The organism is Paenibacillus sp. strain BS8-2 (assembly GCF_054483835.1).
Map to the genome: position 1 here is coordinate 6,144,069 of NZ_CM137010.1, position 16,157 is coordinate 6,160,225.

The 16,157-nt window shown below is 49.7% G+C and carries 14 protein-coding genes; 4 read left to right on the forward strand and 10 right to left on the reverse strand.

Translation table 11 applies throughout. From position 1 onward, the window contains the following. Positions 1–91 precede the first annotated feature (91 nt). Together ACX1C1_RS26595 and ACX1C1_RS26600 are read right to left on the reverse strand one after the other, a co-directional pair. Positions 92–865: an IclR family transcriptional regulator gene (locus ACX1C1_RS26595; RefSeq protein WP_458955118.1), complete on the reverse strand. Its 774-nt coding sequence runs from the start codon at positions 863–865 to the stop codon at positions 92–94. A gap of 101 nt (positions 866–966) precedes the next feature. Next, a complete protein-coding gene (locus tag ACX1C1_RS26600; protein ID WP_458955119.1) occupies positions 967–1,785 on the reverse strand; it encodes a TrmH family RNA methyltransferase in 819 nt (272 codons plus the stop codon). Positions 1,786–1,954: 169 nt separating this feature from the next. Here ACX1C1_RS26600 and sspI point away from each other — a divergent pair, with 169 nt between their 5' ends. After that, positions 1,955–2,206, forward strand: coding sequence for a small acid-soluble spore protein SspI (gene sspI, locus ACX1C1_RS26605; protein ID WP_458955120.1), 252 nt, complete (start codon positions 1,955–1,957; stop codon positions 2,204–2,206). Between the two features lie 19 nt (positions 2,207–2,225). Here sspI and ACX1C1_RS26610 read toward each other — a convergent pair whose 3' ends face one another. Together ACX1C1_RS26610 and ACX1C1_RS26615 are read right to left on the reverse strand one after the other, a co-directional pair. Then, entirely contained in the window at positions 2,226–3,539 is a 1,314-nt protein-coding gene (locus ACX1C1_RS26610) for an alpha-D-ribose 1-methylphosphonate 5-triphosphate diphosphatase (RefSeq protein WP_458955121.1), read from the reverse strand. Positions 3,540–4,535: 996 nt separating this feature from the next. Then, positions 4,536–5,093: a GbsR/MarR family transcriptional regulator gene (locus ACX1C1_RS26615; RefSeq protein WP_458955122.1), complete on the reverse strand. Its 558-nt coding sequence runs from the start codon at positions 5,091–5,093 to the stop codon at positions 4,536–4,538. A 264-nt stretch (positions 5,094–5,357) separates the two neighbouring features. Here ACX1C1_RS26615 and ACX1C1_RS26620 point away from each other — a divergent pair, with 264 nt between their 5' ends. The 3 genes from ACX1C1_RS26620 to ACX1C1_RS26630 are packed head-to-tail and all read left to right on the forward strand — an operon-like array spanning position 5,358 to position 8,325. Beyond that, entirely contained in the window at positions 5,358–6,578 is a 1,221-nt protein-coding gene (locus ACX1C1_RS26620; protein WP_458955123.1) for a quaternary amine ABC transporter ATP-binding protein, read from the forward strand. Further along, complete coding sequence (locus ACX1C1_RS26625; protein WP_458955124.1) at positions 6,565–7,398, forward strand: ABC transporter permease; 834 nt, start codon at positions 6,565–6,567, stop codon at positions 7,396–7,398. Before ACX1C1_RS26620 ends, ACX1C1_RS26625 begins: the two co-directional genes overlap by 14 nt. Before the next feature lie 30 nt (positions 7,399–7,428). After that, positions 7,429–8,325, forward strand: coding sequence for a glycine betaine ABC transporter substrate-binding protein (locus tag ACX1C1_RS26630; RefSeq protein WP_458955125.1), 897 nt, complete (start codon positions 7,429–7,431; stop codon positions 8,323–8,325). A gap of 214 nt (positions 8,326–8,539) precedes the next feature. Here ACX1C1_RS26630 and ACX1C1_RS26635 read toward each other — a convergent pair whose 3' ends face one another. The 6 genes from ACX1C1_RS26635 to ACX1C1_RS26660 all read right to left on the reverse strand — a co-directional run bounded on the left by ACX1C1_RS26635 (position 8,540) and on the right by ACX1C1_RS26660 (position 16,138). Further along, on the reverse strand, positions 8,540–9,640 hold the full coding sequence (locus ACX1C1_RS26635; RefSeq protein ID WP_458955126.1) for a Gfo/Idh/MocA family protein: 1,101 nt from the start codon (positions 9,638–9,640) through the stop codon (positions 8,540–8,542). Positions 9,641–9,702: 62 nt separating this feature from the next. Next, positions 9,703–10,428: a ThuA domain-containing protein gene (locus tag ACX1C1_RS26640; RefSeq protein WP_458955127.1), complete on the reverse strand. Its 726-nt coding sequence runs from the start codon at positions 10,426–10,428 to the stop codon at positions 9,703–9,705. A gap of 36 nt (positions 10,429–10,464) precedes the next feature. After that, positions 10,465–11,625, reverse strand: a complete 1,161-nt coding sequence (locus ACX1C1_RS26645; RefSeq protein WP_458955128.1) for a Gfo/Idh/MocA family protein — start codon at positions 11,623–11,625, stop codon at positions 10,465–10,467. Positions 11,626–11,648: 23 nt separating this feature from the next. Next, positions 11,649–12,665 carry a LacI family DNA-binding transcriptional regulator gene (locus ACX1C1_RS26650; protein WP_458955129.1) on the reverse strand — a complete coding sequence of 339 codons (1,017 nt, stop codon included), beginning with the start codon at positions 12,663–12,665 and terminating at the stop codon, positions 11,649–11,651. Positions 12,666–12,916: 251 nt separating this feature from the next. Next, complete coding sequence (locus tag ACX1C1_RS26655; protein ID WP_458955130.1) at positions 12,917–13,981, reverse strand: undecaprenyldiphospho-muramoylpentapeptide beta-N-acetylglucosaminyltransferase; 1,065 nt, start codon at positions 13,979–13,981, stop codon at positions 12,917–12,919. A 222-nt stretch (positions 13,982–14,203) separates the two neighbouring features. Next, positions 14,204–16,138 carry an FAD-dependent oxidoreductase gene (locus ACX1C1_RS26660; RefSeq protein ID WP_458955131.1) on the reverse strand — a complete coding sequence of 645 codons (1,935 nt, stop codon included), beginning with the start codon at positions 16,136–16,138 and terminating at the stop codon, positions 14,204–14,206. Between the last annotated feature and the right edge of the window lie 19 nt (positions 16,139–16,157).

Sequence of the window (16,157 nt, forward strand, 5' to 3'; positions counted from 1 at the left end):
GCTATTCGATTCGAGAATAGATCATTATCCCGAATAGTGGGATGATATTAGAATATTTCATTCCATCCTCCTCATTCCATCCTTCTCACGATCACATCTCCCGGCCGCGTCCTCGAAAACCAAGCTCTTCCGATATCTGTCCTGCGAATCGTTTGACCAAACCTGCGTATTTCTCGATCTGATCTCCTGCCAAACGAATGGACGGACCCGCGACATTAAGTGATCCGATGACCGTATTCTCATAGGAAAAGATCGGAGTGCCAATGCCTGTTGTCCCCTCTGTCGCTTCGCCGCTTGTAACGGCATAACCCTTGCTTCGGATCCCTTCAAGCTCCTCCTCGATAGCCGCCCGCGTTAGCGGCTTAAGCGACGGTACATTGTCCCAATCGAAGCTGTCCATCAAAGTCTGGCGAAGCCCTGGCTTGAGGTAAGCCAGAATTACCCGATTGGATGCTCCGATAAACATCGGCAACCGCAGCCCGATCGGCTCTGATATTTTCAGCACCTGAGGCGAATCTACAGAATCAATATATACGCCCTCCGCATTTTCGCGTACGGACAAGTACACCGTCTCCTTGGTTCGTCTCGACAGCTCCTCCATAAAGGGGCGAGCAACTGTACGAAGCATGAGACTGTCCCACATCAGAAAACCATATTTCATAATAGACAAACCGAGTTTGTAACGCTTGGTTGCTGCATTCTGACTTACAAATCCATGCTCAGCCAGCGACGAAAGAAGGCGATGTACGCTTTGTATCGGCATACCGAGCTCCTTGCTGATTTCTGTCACGCTCATTTCCTTTTCCGTGCCGTGAGGAAGCAGCACATCCAAGATTTGTATCGCCTTACTGATGACTCCTGACATTGGCGAATCCCCCTTATTCCCCCGATTGTACACGAATCTTTATCCGATAAACATAGAAAACGGCACAGAGATCGGGTCTCTGCGCCGCTTTAATCATTGAACTAAACGCCCCGCTGCCTAGCCGCTTCGAACAACAGCACCGTTGTCGCCATTGCGACGTTTAGCGATTCCGCCTTGCCTGCCATCGGGATAATAATGGTCTCATCGACCTTCGCGCGGACTTCTTCCGAAAGCCCGTTCGACTCGTTGCCCATAAGAAGCCATGTAGGCTGTTTCCAATCATAGTCGTAGCAGCTTTGATCAGCCTGCAGGCTCGTACCCACAAGCCTAATACCATGTTCTCCTGCATGTGGCAACAGCTCCGCCAGATCGCCTTCGATTACCGGCAAATGGAATAATGATCCCATTGTGGAACGTACGACCTTGGGATTATAGATATCGACGCTGCCTTTGCCCAGCAGTACAGCGTTAGCCCCAACAGCGTCCGCGCTGCGAATGATGGTGCCGACATTGCCGGGATCACGCACGCCATCCAATACGATGACAAGACTTTTTGCGCCAAAAAGTGCATCTGAATGAGCAGCCGGCTTATCGACGACAGCAAAGATCGGCGGAGGTGTGTCCGTATCCGAGCACTTGGACATGATCGCATGTGATGCTCTTATCCAATTGACATCAAGTCCTTGCGCAGACTCTGCAATGTCTGCAAGCTCTCTTGGCAATCCTCTCTCATCATCGTAGACAACAGTGCGTACTGCTGCGCCCGAGCGAAAAGCTTCATCAATTAAATGAACGCCTTCGATTAAGAAGCGACCGGATTTATCACGATTTTTTTTGTCCAGGAGCGCTGCCCAGCCCTTAACCCGTTCATTCTGTGCCGAACTGATGAGCTCATGTGAATAATATGGTTGATTCCCCATTAACGATTCCCTGCCTATTCCTGCTTATTGATGGACGAAACGCCGCTGGGACGCTCCGCTCCAAATTCTTCATCCAGTATACCATATCCCGCATCTTGCCTCGGATGAAGGCTGACCGTCATGGGAATAGTAATTCGTGCAACACGATAATGAGCAGGAGGTATCCTACTTGAATCCGATAATCGACTTGCGTCAAGCCATCGTAAACCGTGTACAGGATAATTCCAAAGAACAACTGGCCGAAGTCATCGATGGATCTGTCGACTACGACGAGAAAGCATTGCCTGGTCTCGGCGTATTGTTCGAGATGATCTGGAAACAATCCAACCCATCGGAGCAGACGCAGATGGTGGATTCTCTGTATGAGCACTTACATTCCGATACAGGCGCCAACACCAGCGCCAACCCGTCACCTTCTTAAGACCCAGCATTGCCTGGCATTAATATCTGACGGCGGCTCCATATACGCGTACTCCGCCAACGATGGTATCCGTCACCCATGGCATGTCTTCATAGTGACCAACGATTACAACATCGGCTGATTTGCCCCGCTCTATGGACCCTATCCGATCATCGATCATCATCGCTTGAGCCGGATGCAGGGTAGCCATTCTTACCGCGGACGGCAGGTCAGCCGCTCCCATTTGGACCAGTTTAAAGATCGCTGACAGCATGGAAGAGGGATGATAGTCCGAACAAATAATGTCGGCAGCTCCCTCTCGAATCGCTTCCATCGCGCTGAGGTTGCCGTCATGTGATACTCCGCGCACGATATTAGGTGCGCCTACGCATACACGCATGCCTCTCCGCGATGCATAACTTGCGGTTTCCATCGTGATAGGAAACTCACTAACACTCGCTCCCGCTGCAATCGACAGCTCGACTTGCTGAGGCGTATCATCGTCATGAGAAGCCACTGCAATGCCCCGCTCCTTTGCCATCTCGCCAAGCCCCTGTAATCGACCTCGATCAATCGCTTGCCTTCGTTCTGCAAGCTCTTGTACGATTGTCCCTACTTCGTCTATCGTCACTCCTTGATTTTTCATAACATATCGCTCGAAGGAACCGGGCTTGCGGTATTGTCCCATGCCTGGCGAATGATCCATAAAGGATAAATAATGAATAGCTCCTTCTTGTACATATCGTTCTACAATAGGCAAACCCACATGATGAGATACCTCATATCGCAGATGAATCAAATTTCGGATCATGGCTCTCTGTTTGTTGTAAATACCTATCTGATCCACCATGCCCGTCAAATAATGATCGCCGCGCAAACTTAGTCCTACCCCGAGCGACAACGAATGATACATCGTAGTAATGCCATGGACCGGAAGCTTACGCTCAAATTCGAGCAACGCGAGCGGTAACGGGAACATTGTATTAGGGCGCGGTTGCACTTCCTTCTCAATCGCATCGCAATGGATATCGATAAGTCCGGGCAATACATATCGATCATTGGCATCAATCACTATTGCTCCCGGATTCTCCTTCAAGAAACGCTCCGTTATTGTGCCGTTATCAGCATTTGCTTCTAAAGATGCAATTGCTTCGCTCGATGTGGCATCGGGTCTGGTATGACTTGAACTTGATTCAATAATGTCAGATTCAATAATGTCATGAATACATCCATTAAGAATCGTGATAGCCCCATGGACAACACGTTCTTTTAACACTATCCATCCATTATGGATAAGCATTGGTGTTGTCTGATGATCTGACAACGAAATTGGCAACCGATTTTTTTTATTCACGACGTCAGCTCGTCCCCTCTGATCACATATATCTTCAACAACAAATCAGCACCTCGACTCCGTGTCCATCTCCAAACCCTTGTCAATGTCGGGTTGTGGGCCCTCTCACCATCTCGAGGCACCTTGAAATCATATCCTAAGGCAAAAGACTGCAGTTGCACCAAGTGAAGCAACTTTTGCCGCTAACATTATTTTACTCCACTTTCACTTGCTTGATTGGAGTAGATAAGCTCAAATTTGAAATACCAGATGTTCCAGATGTAGAGTACCATATCCGGGCTCCAATTAGAAATAACTCCAAACAAAATAATCCAGCACGCCTACCGTGGCATATCGCTTACCCGTATCGCTTATCCATTTCGCTTATCCATACGCTTATCCATTTCGCTTGCCCATATCGTCGCTTACGAATATCGCTTATCCATACGCTTACCCATATCGCTTGCCCATACAGTCGCTTACCGTCTGCAGGCTTATTTTAATACGCACAGATGCTACCGTTTAAAACAAAGTTCTCAGCAGCATCTGCCGTTCTGGGCTTGAGCCGTCCTGGATGCACGCAATCCTGCATTTTATACATCATTTCACCCTGCAAATCGCTTAAAAAACGAATTTTCCTGCACTTTGTGCATCATTCCTCCGCAATATCTCCGTAAGTACTCATCCCATGCTAATTATTGCTGTATCGAATACATCAATCGTTCTGATTTGCTACAAGAGCAAAAAATATTACTGTATGTATTACATCATTACATCATCCTCGTGATGGTAAAACGCTTGGTCTCCTTAACCTGTCAATCGACCTAGGAGTTACTTTGTCACAAGGCTTCAACCCAACCATGGGAACACTTCACCAGTTGCCTATCAGCTATGACGTAATTTAGCTCTTTTTTCAACCGGACTTTCACCAGTGAAGTGAGCTCTCTCTCTGGACTGGCTAGGTACGTATTCATCAAAAAAAACCGCGGGAATCTCCCGCGGCCGTGGCAATGCTGCTTATGGTTCTTTCGGTATAAATGTATAAATCTCTCCCGACTCAAATGTATCAATTAACCGATCCAGCCACTGATAATAGTTCAAAGCATCCTCGATCTTACTCTTGTCACTGCGAAGAATCGACAAAAAAGACTCGTCCGATTGAGATTGTTCCATCAAATTCACAATATCTCTCAGAGATCGGTTCATGACATTCATATTTTGTTCGACGGCTTTTCTCCACTTAATCGAGAAAAAATCAGCGAAGTTCTGATGCCAGTCGGGCTCAGCTTCATACAAATCCTTACGTGAGCCTTTGCCCCACACCTTATTGATCATCTTGAGATCATGAAGTGTTCGCATACCTGTACTCATCGAGGTTTTGCTCATACCCATCGTCTCGCTCATTTCGTCCAACGTAACCGGCTCCTGATTAAAATACATATTGCCGTATAGATGTCCAATGGACAAGGTAATACCGTACAAATCCATGTTTTTGCCGATCGATTCTACGACCCGCCTGCGTGTTGCAAGCAGCTTCGTCCGTTGTTCCTCCGATAACGCTGCTAATTCATTCATCTATAGTTCCCTCCCAAGGAGCGACTGCTGTTCGTGCTCGTGCCCTAGTACCATACGTTATTGTAAGCATATTGGGTTGTATATGTAAAGAATCCTATCCGTGAGTAATTTGGCGTTATACAGAGTATTCAGTACGTAAAGTTCGTAAAGTTAAAACTGTACGTAATTTATGGAGCCTCAGCCTCTTTGACCATTCCATTCGTATCCAGATACACTTGGGGAGTCGATTTTTCACCGGAATTGCAAGAAAGGGGGCGTACACACATGTCAATCATAGAAGCCAAACAACTAACAAAAGTATTTGGCCATGATGCCAAAAAAGCTATTCCTTTGCTTGCCAAAGGGTGGTCAAAAGAAAAGATATTAGCTGAAACGAAGCTGACCGTAGGTGTCAATCAAGCTGATTTTACAATCGAGGAAGGCGAGATCTTCGTCATCATGGGGCTGTCGGGAAGCGGCAAATCAACGCTTGTCCGGCTGCTCAATCGGCTTATCGAACCCACTTCGGGTCAATTGCTATTCTCCGGTCAGGACGTCATGGAGATGAATGCGGAGCAACTGCGCGAGTTTCGGCGCAAAAACATCGGCATGGTATTCCAGAAGTTTGCGTTGTTTCCGCATCGCACCGTGCTTCGAAACGCCGAATACGGCTTAGAGGTGCAAGGTATCGGGAAAAAGGAACGTAAGGAAATGGCAATGAAAGCACTGGAACTCGTCGGCCTGAAGGGCTGGGAGAATAGTTACCCTGAACAGTTAAGCGGCGGCATGCAGCAGCGCGTCGGACTTGCACGCGGGCTTGCCAATGATCCGGATATCTTGCTGATGGACGAAGCCTTCAGCGCGCTCGATCCCCTTATACGTAAGGATATGCAGGATGAATTGCTGGAGCTGCAAAGCGAGATGAAAAAAACAATCATCTTTATTACCCATGATCTCGATGAAGCTTTGCGGATCGGTGATCGGATCGCACTGATGAAGGACGGCCGTATTGTGCAGATCGGCACGCCGGAGGATATCCTCATGCAGCCCGCCAACGAATACGTCGAACGATTCGTCGAGGACGTCGATCTATCCAAGGTGTTGACCGCCGCACATGTCATGGAGAAAGCGGAGACAATTACACTCGACAGAGGACCACGCGTCGCCCTTCAATTTATGAGAGATCGAGGCGTATCCAGTCTCTACGCAGTAGACAAGGCAATGAAGCTGCTTGGCATCGTTACAGCAGATGAGGCTGCTCGCGCTGTCAAAGAGAATCTCAAACTTGACGATATTTTGCTGCGCGAAGATATTCCGATCGTATCGCCAGATGCCGTGCTCAATGAATTATTTGAATTAATGGGCAATATTCGACTCCCCGTTGCCGTCACGGATGATAACGGTCGACTCAAAGGCGTTGTCATTAAAGGCGCTGTGCTTGCAGCTCTGGCTGGCAATACGAATACTGTAGCGGATGGAGGTGGAACCCAACATGAATCTGCCTAAAATTCCGCTTGCAGAATGGATCGAGCTGCTGGAGGAGTGGCTAGAGAATAACCTGAGCCCCTTCTTTGATCTGATCAAGCTTCTCATCGGGGGGACGGTTGAAGGACTCAATACAGCGCTGGACTTTATGCCTTCGATTGTTACCATCCTATTATTTACTGCTGTTGCTTGGTATATCGGCAAATGGAAGATGGGTTTATTCACCATCATCGGTTTGTTATTAATCGATAATCTTGGTTTATGGAGCGAGACGATGGAAACACTGTCGCTTGTTCTAGCTGCAGCGTTTATATCCATTATGATCGGCATTCCGGTCGGCATTTTAAGCGCCCGCTTTAATGGGCTGCAGCGAATCGTCACACCGCTGCTCGACTTTATGCAGACGATGCCCGCATTCGTTTATTTGCTGCCAGCCATTACATTCTTTAGTCTTGGCGTTGTTCCTGGCGTTATTTCCTCCATTATATTCGCAATCCCGCCAACCATTCGTTTGACGAATCTCGGCATCCGTCAAGTACCCGGCGAGCTAGTAGAAGCTGCCGACGCTTTTGGCTCAACACCGACTCAAAAGCTGATTAAGCTTCAGCTTCCTCTGGCATTGCCGACGATTATGGCCGGCGTGAACCAAACAATCATGCTGTCGCTGTCCATGGTTGTCATCGCATCGATGGTCGGTGCGCAAGGCGTCGGCGCAACTGTCTATCGTGCAGTCACTCAAGTTAAGACCGGTGTCGGATTCGAGGCCGGGCTAGCCATTGTTATTTTGGCCATTATTTTGGATCGTTTAACCCAACAAGTCATTAAACGATCTAAGGCTTAAATTAAAATATAGAAAAGGGAGTGTTTTTGAATGAAGAAAAAGTGGAATGTATTTGCTGCGGTTGCCATGTCTGTTGCTTTGCTTGCAGGCTGCGGTGCGAACAACGGAGATAATAACGGTGCAGGCGATGGAGCGAGCGAGAAGAAAGAAATAAAACTAGCCTACGTAGCGTGGGATTCAGAAATCGCTAGCACACATGTTGTGAAGGAAGTGCTGGAAACCAAGCTCGATTATAAAGTAGAGATGCTTCAAGTCGATGCTGGTCCAATGTGGTCCGGTATTGCAGATGGTAGCGCAGACGCTATGGTTGCAGCTTGGCTGCCGACGACACATGAGTCGTATCTAGCCGATAATGAAGGCAAACTAGAGGATCTTGGCCCGAATCTTGAAGGGACAAAACTTGGACTCGTCGTGCCTTCCTATATGGACGTAAACAGTATTGAAGATCTCGTGGGCAATGATGCTGTCGGCGACAGCTTAGACTATACCATTACAGGAATCGAACCTGGCGCTGGCATTATGATGAAAACAGAAGCGCTTCTGGATGAATATGGTCTATCGGACAAGTGGACCTTGCTGGAGAGCTCCTCCGCAGCGATGACACAAGCGCTTGAGAATGCATACAAAAATCAAGAGCCGATCATCATAACGGGCTGGACGCCGCATTGGATGTTTGCCAAGATGGATCTGAAATATCTCGAAGATCCTAGAGGCGTGTATGGTCAAGACGAACAGATTCATACCGTCGTGCGTAATGGATTGAAGGAAGCACAGCCCGAGGCATATGCATTCCTGGATAACTTTAACTGGACGCCTGAAGATATGGCTTCCGTAATGATTGCAATTGCTGAAGGCGCATCACCTGAAGAGGCTGCCAAGGCATGGGTTGATGCCAACGGCGATAAAGTCGATGCTTGGCTGGAATAAAATAACTTAAGTATGCGACAAGGGCCACAGCCTAGTCATCCTAAAATGACTAGCTGCGGCCTGTTTTGTCCTTCTGAACATGATCGGCTCCAAGCATATCGTATTATCGATGCCGCTCACATCCCGCAAATTCGAACAACGTTACCCGCGCGCACACCGTGGCCAATAAGTAAACAGCATGGAACAGAGTCATGCCGTCGAATACTGTTTAGAGCTAATCCAGCATAAAAGATGCCAAGCCAAGCGGCAGCGGCTTAGGGCGTTCACAGCTGCTCTTCATGTTATAATGTTTGCCTTGCTCGGAAGCGTCATGGAATCCGTGCATCGCTTCGAGCACATGATAAGCCAGTTCACCATTAGCCCTATGAGCTCGTCCGTTCTGAATTGCCTTCGCCATATCGGCGGCCCCAACGCCACGCGCGTTTTCGGCATAGCCGTGCGTAAGCGGAATCGTTGACCACTCCCGGCTTCCGGCACGGCATATTCGGATCTCGCCGCCGAAGTTGTTCGGATCCGGTACAACAAGCGTGCCTCCGCTGCCGTATACCTCGATGCGCGGCAGCGTAGAGCCGCCTTTGGCATCGAAGCTCGTTAATATCGTACCGATCGCACCCGATGCGAAGTCCATGACACCTGCGATATGCGTTGGCACTTCGACCTGTACCTTTTGTCCATACTTAGGCTGGCTTGTAATTGTACGCTCAGGATAAGAAGCGCGCGCGGAGCCCGTCACTCGGGTCATAGGCCCTAGCATAGCTACAAGCGCTGTCAAATAATACGGTCCCATATCGAACATTGGGCCGCCGCCCTTCTGGTAATAGAACTCCGGCGAAGGGTGCCAGTTCTCGTGTCCGCCGCCTACCATAAATGCAGTAGCGCCAATAGGCGTTCCGATCCATCCGTCTTCGATGAGCTTGATACAAGTCTGGATGCCGCCACCCAAGAAGGTGTCAGGCGCGCTGCCGACGTACAAGCCTTTGCGTGCTGCCAGCTCCAGTACTTCTTTCGCCTCTTCACGCGTGACGGCGAACGGTTTCTCTACATAAGCATGTTTGCCCGCTTCAAGAGCGCGTAGATTAACCGCTGCATGTGCCTGCGGGATCGTCAAGTTGATAATCATGTCGATCTCGGGATCAGCAAGCATGTCGTCTACCGAATAACCTTTGACGCCGTATTGCTCTCCTTTGGCAATCGCCCGATCGACATCCAGATCTGCACATGCGGCGATTTCCAGCGCGTCGAATTTACTGCCATTCTCGAAGTAGATGCCGCTAATATTACCCGTTCCTATAATACCCGCTTTAATTTTGTCCATGCTCCCCATCCTTCACTAAGCCTCATATGGCAACCTGATTTCACGTGCTGATACATGCAGATTTACAGTTGATTATCCTGCATACCGGTATATACCGAACCATTACCATTGTTTAATTGCTGAGCCGCTTCCTTGCCGTCCGCGCACCATAAGAAGCCACGGCGCATGAGCTCCATCACGACTGGAATTTCCATAATGTTGGCTTGATGACCTAGTGAATTGTAGTAAACACGACCAAGTCCCCAACGTTTTGTCCATATGACAGGCATATCTACTGCTTTATTGTAGGCATGCGGCCCTGGCGTAATAGGGAATCGGGTTGTCGCCAGCACCTCGACGGCAGGATCGACATGCAGGTAATATTGCTCCGAGCTTACCTCGAAATCCTCGATGCCTTCTGTAAGCAAGCTAGTGGAGTTGCTCATATTCACCGTATAACGGACACCGTCATTGCCGGGATGCGCGACCCACTGCCCGCCCGTCATGAACTGCCAATCTACATTCTCGCGGAACGCGTCGCACATGCCTCCATGGCTGCCCGCGAGCCCTACGCCGCTTTGAACAGCCGCCGATATGTTATTCACGAGCTTCTGATCAATTCGCCCCATCGTCCAGAGCGGAACGATCAGATCCAGACTCATCAGCTTCTCGGCATTCTCGAAAACATCCAAGGTATCCGACACCTCGACTTCGAACCCTTCCGCTTCCAACTGGCCACGGAATATGGCAGCAACCTCTTCCGGCTGATGGCCGAGCCATCCTCCCCATACGATCAATGCTTTTTTCATCTGCACTCCGCCTCTCCCTTTGCTCGCTAGTCCAACTTACAATTCGTTAATCGATACCCATCTTCGTTCTGCTATAGAACGATCTACGGCTTCAAGCACCTCTTGGCACTTTACGCCATCTACGAAGTTAGGCACGGGCTGGCGGTCCTCACCGATCGCCGACATCAGCTCCAGCACCTCATGCGTAAAGGTATGCTCGTAACCGATTGTGTGACCGGCCGGCCACCATGCATCCATATAAGCATGTGCGCCGTCTGTCGCCAGCACGCGGCGGAATCCTTGCACATCATCCGCATCATCGGCAAAATAAACCTGCAGCTCGTTCATCCGTTCGAAGTCGAACTTGATGCTTCCTTTGCTGCCATTAATTTCGAAAGCATTCGTGCAGCGATGCCCTGCCGCGAATCGTGTAGCTTCGATGCTGCCCATTGCTCCGTTGTCGAAACGAGCCATAAACACTGTTGCATCATCCACCGTCACATCGCCCATCTCTTCGCTGGCGCCGCCCTTCGCGCTGAGTCCGGTCATGGCCGATGCGATCGGACGCTGTTTGACGAAAGTATCGCTCATTCCGATGACTTCGCTGAATTCGCCGACGAGGAACCGGGCCATATCGATGACATGCGCGCCAAGATCTCCGTGCGAACCGGAGCCCGCAATTTCCTTCTGCAGCCTCCATACAAGCGGGAAGGATGGATCCAGAATCCAATCCTGCAGGAATACGCCGCGGAAGTGATAGATTTGACCGAGTCGGCCATCGCTGATGATTTTCTTAGCGAGCTGCACCGCCGGTGCGAATCGGTAGTTGAAGCCCACCATATGTTTGACGCCAGCCTTCTCTGCGGCTGCAAGCATCTCGCGCGAATCCTCAAGCGTTAAGGCCAGCGGTTTCTCGCAAAAAATATGTTTGCCCGCTTCGGCAGCCGCCAGCGCGATGGCTTTATGCGCATCGCTCGGCGCATTGATGTCGATAAGATCGATATCTGTGCGGTTAACAAGCTTTTTCCAATCTGTTTCTGCCTGCTCCCAGCCGAACTGCGCCCGTGCTGCTTCGAGCCCTTCTGGATCCCTTCCACAAATGACCTTCATCTCAGGTTGAACGGCCTTCGGGAAAAACATCGGCAAAGCGCGATATGCATTGCTATGCGCTTTCCCCATAAATTTATATCCGACCATACCTACTCTAACTTTTGCCATGAGTAACAACCGCCTCTCCTAAATTAGAATGGATTTTCCGAAGTTTCCCGTTCGATAACCTCCACAGGCAGCAACGCTTTTGTAACGGAAAGCACTGCCTCAGCGTGCTGCTCCGTATCCAGCAGCATCTCTGCAGCCAGCTTGCCCATCTCGTAGAAAGGAACATCTACGGTGGATAATCTCGGGCTAATAATACGAGATCCATCGGAATTATCGTAACCAATCAGCACATAATCCGCAGGCGCCTCGAGCCCTTGCTCCTTAAGTCCTTGCATGAGCCCGATCGCCATCCGATCATTGGCCGCAAATACAGCATCAATCGAACCGTCTCGTATGTGGCTGCCAATATCTTGTGCCAGCAGGTATCCGCTCTTACGGCTGTAATTGCCCCGATATACGAGACTTTCTACATACCCGATTCCGTTATCGGTCAGCGCTGCTCGGTAGCCCTGCAGCCGATCGATACTGCTCGAATAATAATCCGGTCCGTTCACAAAAGCGATACGGCGGCGTCCCTGTTGAAGCAGATGCGTAACTGCCAGCATGCTGCCCGTCACATGATCGGCATCGACATAAGGAAATGGACAATCGTCAAATCGTTGGTTGACGAGACAAAACGGGTATCCCGCATCCGCCAGCTCTGTCAACGCCTGCCGTTCCTCTGGCACGTCCAGCGATCCCAGCATAATGCAACCGTCCACCTTCTGCTTGCGAAATAACGACGCGTAATCGCGCGGATCATCCGGTTCCTGGAAGATAAGGAGCAAATCATATCCGAACCGCTTGGCCGCTTCCCCGATCCCACTCAAGATCTCTGAGAAGTAGTAGGTTGAGAACAAATGAACCTTGGGCACGAACGGAAGAATAACACCAATGTTGCCGCTCTTGCGTCTCGCGAATTGCTGTGCAAGCGCGCTCGGCACATAGCCGATCTGGGCTGCCGCTTGCAAGACTCGCTGCTTCGTCTCCTCTTTGATTGGTCCTACGTTATTTAATACTCTGGAGACGGTCGCCTCCGATACGCCAGCAAGCTTCGCCACGTCTTTCCTGCTAATGATATTGGCCTCCCAGCTCGATGTGCGGCTATGTCCGCCTTAAGAATTTTGTATCTCTAGTTGCATGTTGAATGCTCGAATAACAAATAATGTACACGCGTACATTATGTCATGAAACCGTTTTAGCGTCAATCATTTCTCGAGATTGTTATAAAAATAATGATACCCCGCGCACACGCTGGAAGCTCCAAAGCTCCAGCGATGTGGCAGGGTACAGGTACACAAAGGTACAAACCTTATTTTTTGATCGATGTCAGCCAGTCGCGAATTTGTTTGATGCCATTGCCCGGATCAAACGACTTCATCTTCTCCGTATAGAGGTTGCGATTGGCATAGAGCTCCATGGTCCGCTCCAGCAAAGAATCCGGCGTCAGCGCCTCTTCCTGCAGCACCTCTGCATATCCCATCGCGCGGAAGGACTCCGCATTCAGAATCTGGTCTCCCCGGCTCTGCCCCTTCGTAAGCGGGATCAGCAGCATCGGCTTGCGCAGTGCCAAGAACTCGAAAATCGAGTTCGAGCCTGCACGTGAAACAACCATATCAGCCGAAGCCAGTAGATGCGGGAGCTCGTCGCTCACATATTCGAATTGTCGATAATTACCCGATTCCAGCTTGGGCTCTACTCCACCTTTGCCGCACAAATGTATAATCTGGAATCGACTTGTAAGCGGCGAGAGCTGTTTACGCACCGCCTCATTAATGCGACGCGCTCCCAAACTTCCGCCCATGATCAGCAGTACCGGCTTATCTCGACGGAATCCGCATATTTCGCGACCTCGCTCCGCCTTGCCTTGCAACAGCTCAGTACGAATGACGGGTCCGATATAACGACCTTTGTTTGGTGTAATATGTTGGGTCGTCTCCGGGAACGTGGTACAGACGCCCGATGCAAACGGAGTTGCAATACGATTAGCAAGCCCCGGTGTCAGATCGGACTCATGAATCAGCACAGGTACCCGGTTGAGCCACGCCCCAATGACTACAGGGACGGATACAAAGCCGCCTTTGGAGAACACGACATTCGGCTTCTGCTTACGAATAATGCGATAAGCTTGCAGCAATCCGCCGACAACCTTGAAGGGGTCTTTGACGTTGTTCCAATCCAAATATCTGCGCAGCTTGCCTGTTGCAATAGGCCAATACTTCACTTCGGGCAGCTCTTCGATTAATTTGCGTTCGATGCCAGAGACCGACCCGATATATTCGATCTCCCAGCCTTCCTTGCGGAAATACGGGATCAGCGCAAGATTCGCAGTCACATGCCCCGCCGAACCGCCGCCCGTAAACATAATTTTTGTCATCACCGTTAACCTCCATTCACCCTCTTTTCATTATACTTTCATGACCCCAAAATAGCACGACTAAGGTGAAACAGCTACGCCTTCCTTTCAAAACAAAACCTCCCGATTACGCTCGGGAGGTAAAGAACTTAGATAATGGCTGTAAGCTTAGTCAAACATTATTTCATTATTTCATTATTTCATTATTTCATTATTTCATTATTTCATTATTTCATTATTTCATTACTTCACTGACAGGGCATCCACGACATCCTTGATCAGCATATAAACGTCTCCATTCGTCAGTGCCGAACGATTCTTCTCGATGATGTCAAGCGTCTCGGCTTTCACGTAGCCTTGAGCCATCATGACATCAAGCGCCTTAGCCGGCACCGCTTCGCCTTCAATGGCGGTGAGGATCGAATAAGCAGCTTGTTCTAGCGCCAGCGGCTGCTTGCTGACTTGATCAGGCGCAATGTCCTTAATGGACGGTGTTGCCGAATGTGCGAATATGTCCGGATACTTCTTGGATGCACCGGCCAAATTATAGACAAGACGCTGCGGATTGGACTCCAAGTCCAGATCGAAGTCGACATCGTAACCCGCTTGAGAGATGCCCATCATAACCGCCAGCTTCATCCCTTCATATGCCGGATGGCTCATAAATGGATATGGCGTAAGCTTTGGCGGCGTCAAGTCCATGCCTTGTTCCGTCAATCGTTCCTTCAGCGTAACGATCAGCGATTGATCAGACGATAACTCGCGCAGTGTAATACCTTCCTCCTGCGCCAGCTTGACCGCCGCGCCGGCTGCCTGGCCCGTCGCCATACCAAGCGGCACAACACGCGCACTGCCATGCGGCAAGGAGTCAAAGCTTGCGGCGCGTCCTACCACCAGCAAACCGTCGATTTCCTTCGGCACGAGTGTACGGAACGGTACGCCATAGAATTCTGGCCTCATTAACACGGCTCCGCGGTCCGTAGGTGCGGAAGATGTGCTTTGGATGTCGACCGGATACGAGCCGAATGCAATATCATCCGGATGTGTCATTTGCTCCAGCAGATCCACCATCGTCAGCCTATACTCACCGATAAAGTGGCGGGTTTCTCGAACGTACAGCTCCGGAGCTAGTCTGCCTAGCTCAATTGGCTCAAGCTCTGGATACAGCGACTTCAGATAGTCGAGCATTAACGGAATTTCTTTGCGTGCGATTTCGTAAGCTTCTTCGACAGAAGCCGGATCGAATGGATCGATATCGAAAATCTGTACAGCGTTGATGAATGCAGTATCATTGACCGAACGGCCGATATTAAGACCGCGGGAACGAATACGCTCTGGATTGGTGGAAGGATACTCCCACATTTCCTTGAATCCCCACACACTTTCATTATTTGCGCCTGTATCTTTATCACTATCATTATTCTGACGTTTGCTGATGGCATCCCATACATCCTGTGTTACATTCAGCAGTTCATACACCGGCGTTACAGCCATCAGAAGTTTATCGTCGCCGATATCCTCGCGGCCATACGTGAACGGTGCGCCTGCGGCTGCTGCAATATCGCCATCCTGCGTGGCGTCAATGACTGCACCAGCCGTCACTTCCAGCACGGTGTCATCCCCTGCCGTCAGCTTGACGCCTGTTACGGTTGACGCTCCATCCTTGGAAGTCACAACAGGCTCCATCTTTTTCATACCTAATCGAACTTCGATGTTCTCTTCTGCCTCTACCAATTCATGAAAGGCATTCGTTGCCGTTACTATAGCGAAAGAATCACCTTCGACCCGGTCGAACCATTCTTTGAATATGCCCTTGTTATAATAATCGACACCGTCCTGCGCCCTGTTCATATCCAGACTGTTAATCCAGCCTAAAGTGAATAGACCGCCCAAAATTTCACGGTTTCTCCCGTCAACGAGCAACGTCTTAAGTCCGTTGCGCGCCGATGAAATCGCCGCAGCTACGCCCTCTGGATCCGTACCGACAACAACTACGTCATAATGCTCCTTTATTTCCTCAACGGTAACCTGCGGAATATCTATGACTTCCGTTGAAGGCGCCTTCTCCTGCTCATTATCCTGCAGTCTTCCTACATAAAACAATCCCGCAATAATAATCAATAAAAGTCCGAAAGTGAGCAAAATGAATGGCTTACGATTCTTCATATTTTCTCTCATACACACCCTTCTTCTATCT

Coding starts and splice junctions, on each gene's coding strand:
- ACX1C1_RS26630 (WP_458955125.1), top strand. CDS start 7,429: ATGAAGAAAAAGTGGAATGTATTTGCTGCGGTTGCCATGTCTGTTGCT.
- ACX1C1_RS26655 (WP_458955130.1), bottom strand. CDS start 13,981: ATGACAAAAATTATGTTTACGGGCGGCGGTTCGGCGGGGCATGTGACT.
- ACX1C1_RS26600 (WP_458955119.1), bottom strand. CDS start 1,785: ATGGGGAATCAACCATATTATTCACATGAGCTCATCAGTTCGGCACAG.
- ACX1C1_RS26625 (WP_458955124.1), top strand. CDS start 6,565: ATGAATCTGCCTAAAATTCCGCTTGCAGAATGGATCGAGCTGCTGGAG.
- ACX1C1_RS26615 (WP_458955122.1), bottom strand. CDS start 5,093: ATGAATGAATTAGCAGCGTTATCGGAGGAACAACGGACGAAGCTGCTT.
- ACX1C1_RS26645 (WP_458955128.1), bottom strand. CDS start 11,625: ATGGCAAAAGTTAGAGTAGGTATGGTCGGATATAAATTTATGGGGAAA.
- ACX1C1_RS26640 (WP_458955127.1), bottom strand. CDS start 10,428: ATGAAAAAAGCATTGATCGTATGGGGAGGATGGCTCGGCCATCAGCCG.
- ACX1C1_RS26620 (WP_458955123.1), top strand. CDS start 5,358: ATGTCAATCATAGAAGCCAAACAACTAACAAAAGTATTTGGCCATGAT.
- ACX1C1_RS26595 (WP_458955118.1), bottom strand. CDS start 865: ATGTCAGGAGTCATCAGTAAGGCGATACAAATCTTGGATGTGCTGCTT.
- ACX1C1_RS26660 (WP_458955131.1), bottom strand. CDS start 16,138: ATGAGAGAAAATATGAAGAATCGTAAGCCATTCATTTTGCTCACTTTC.
- ACX1C1_RS26635 (WP_458955126.1), bottom strand. CDS start 9,640: ATGGACAAAATTAAAGCGGGTATTATAGGAACGGGTAATATTAGCGGC.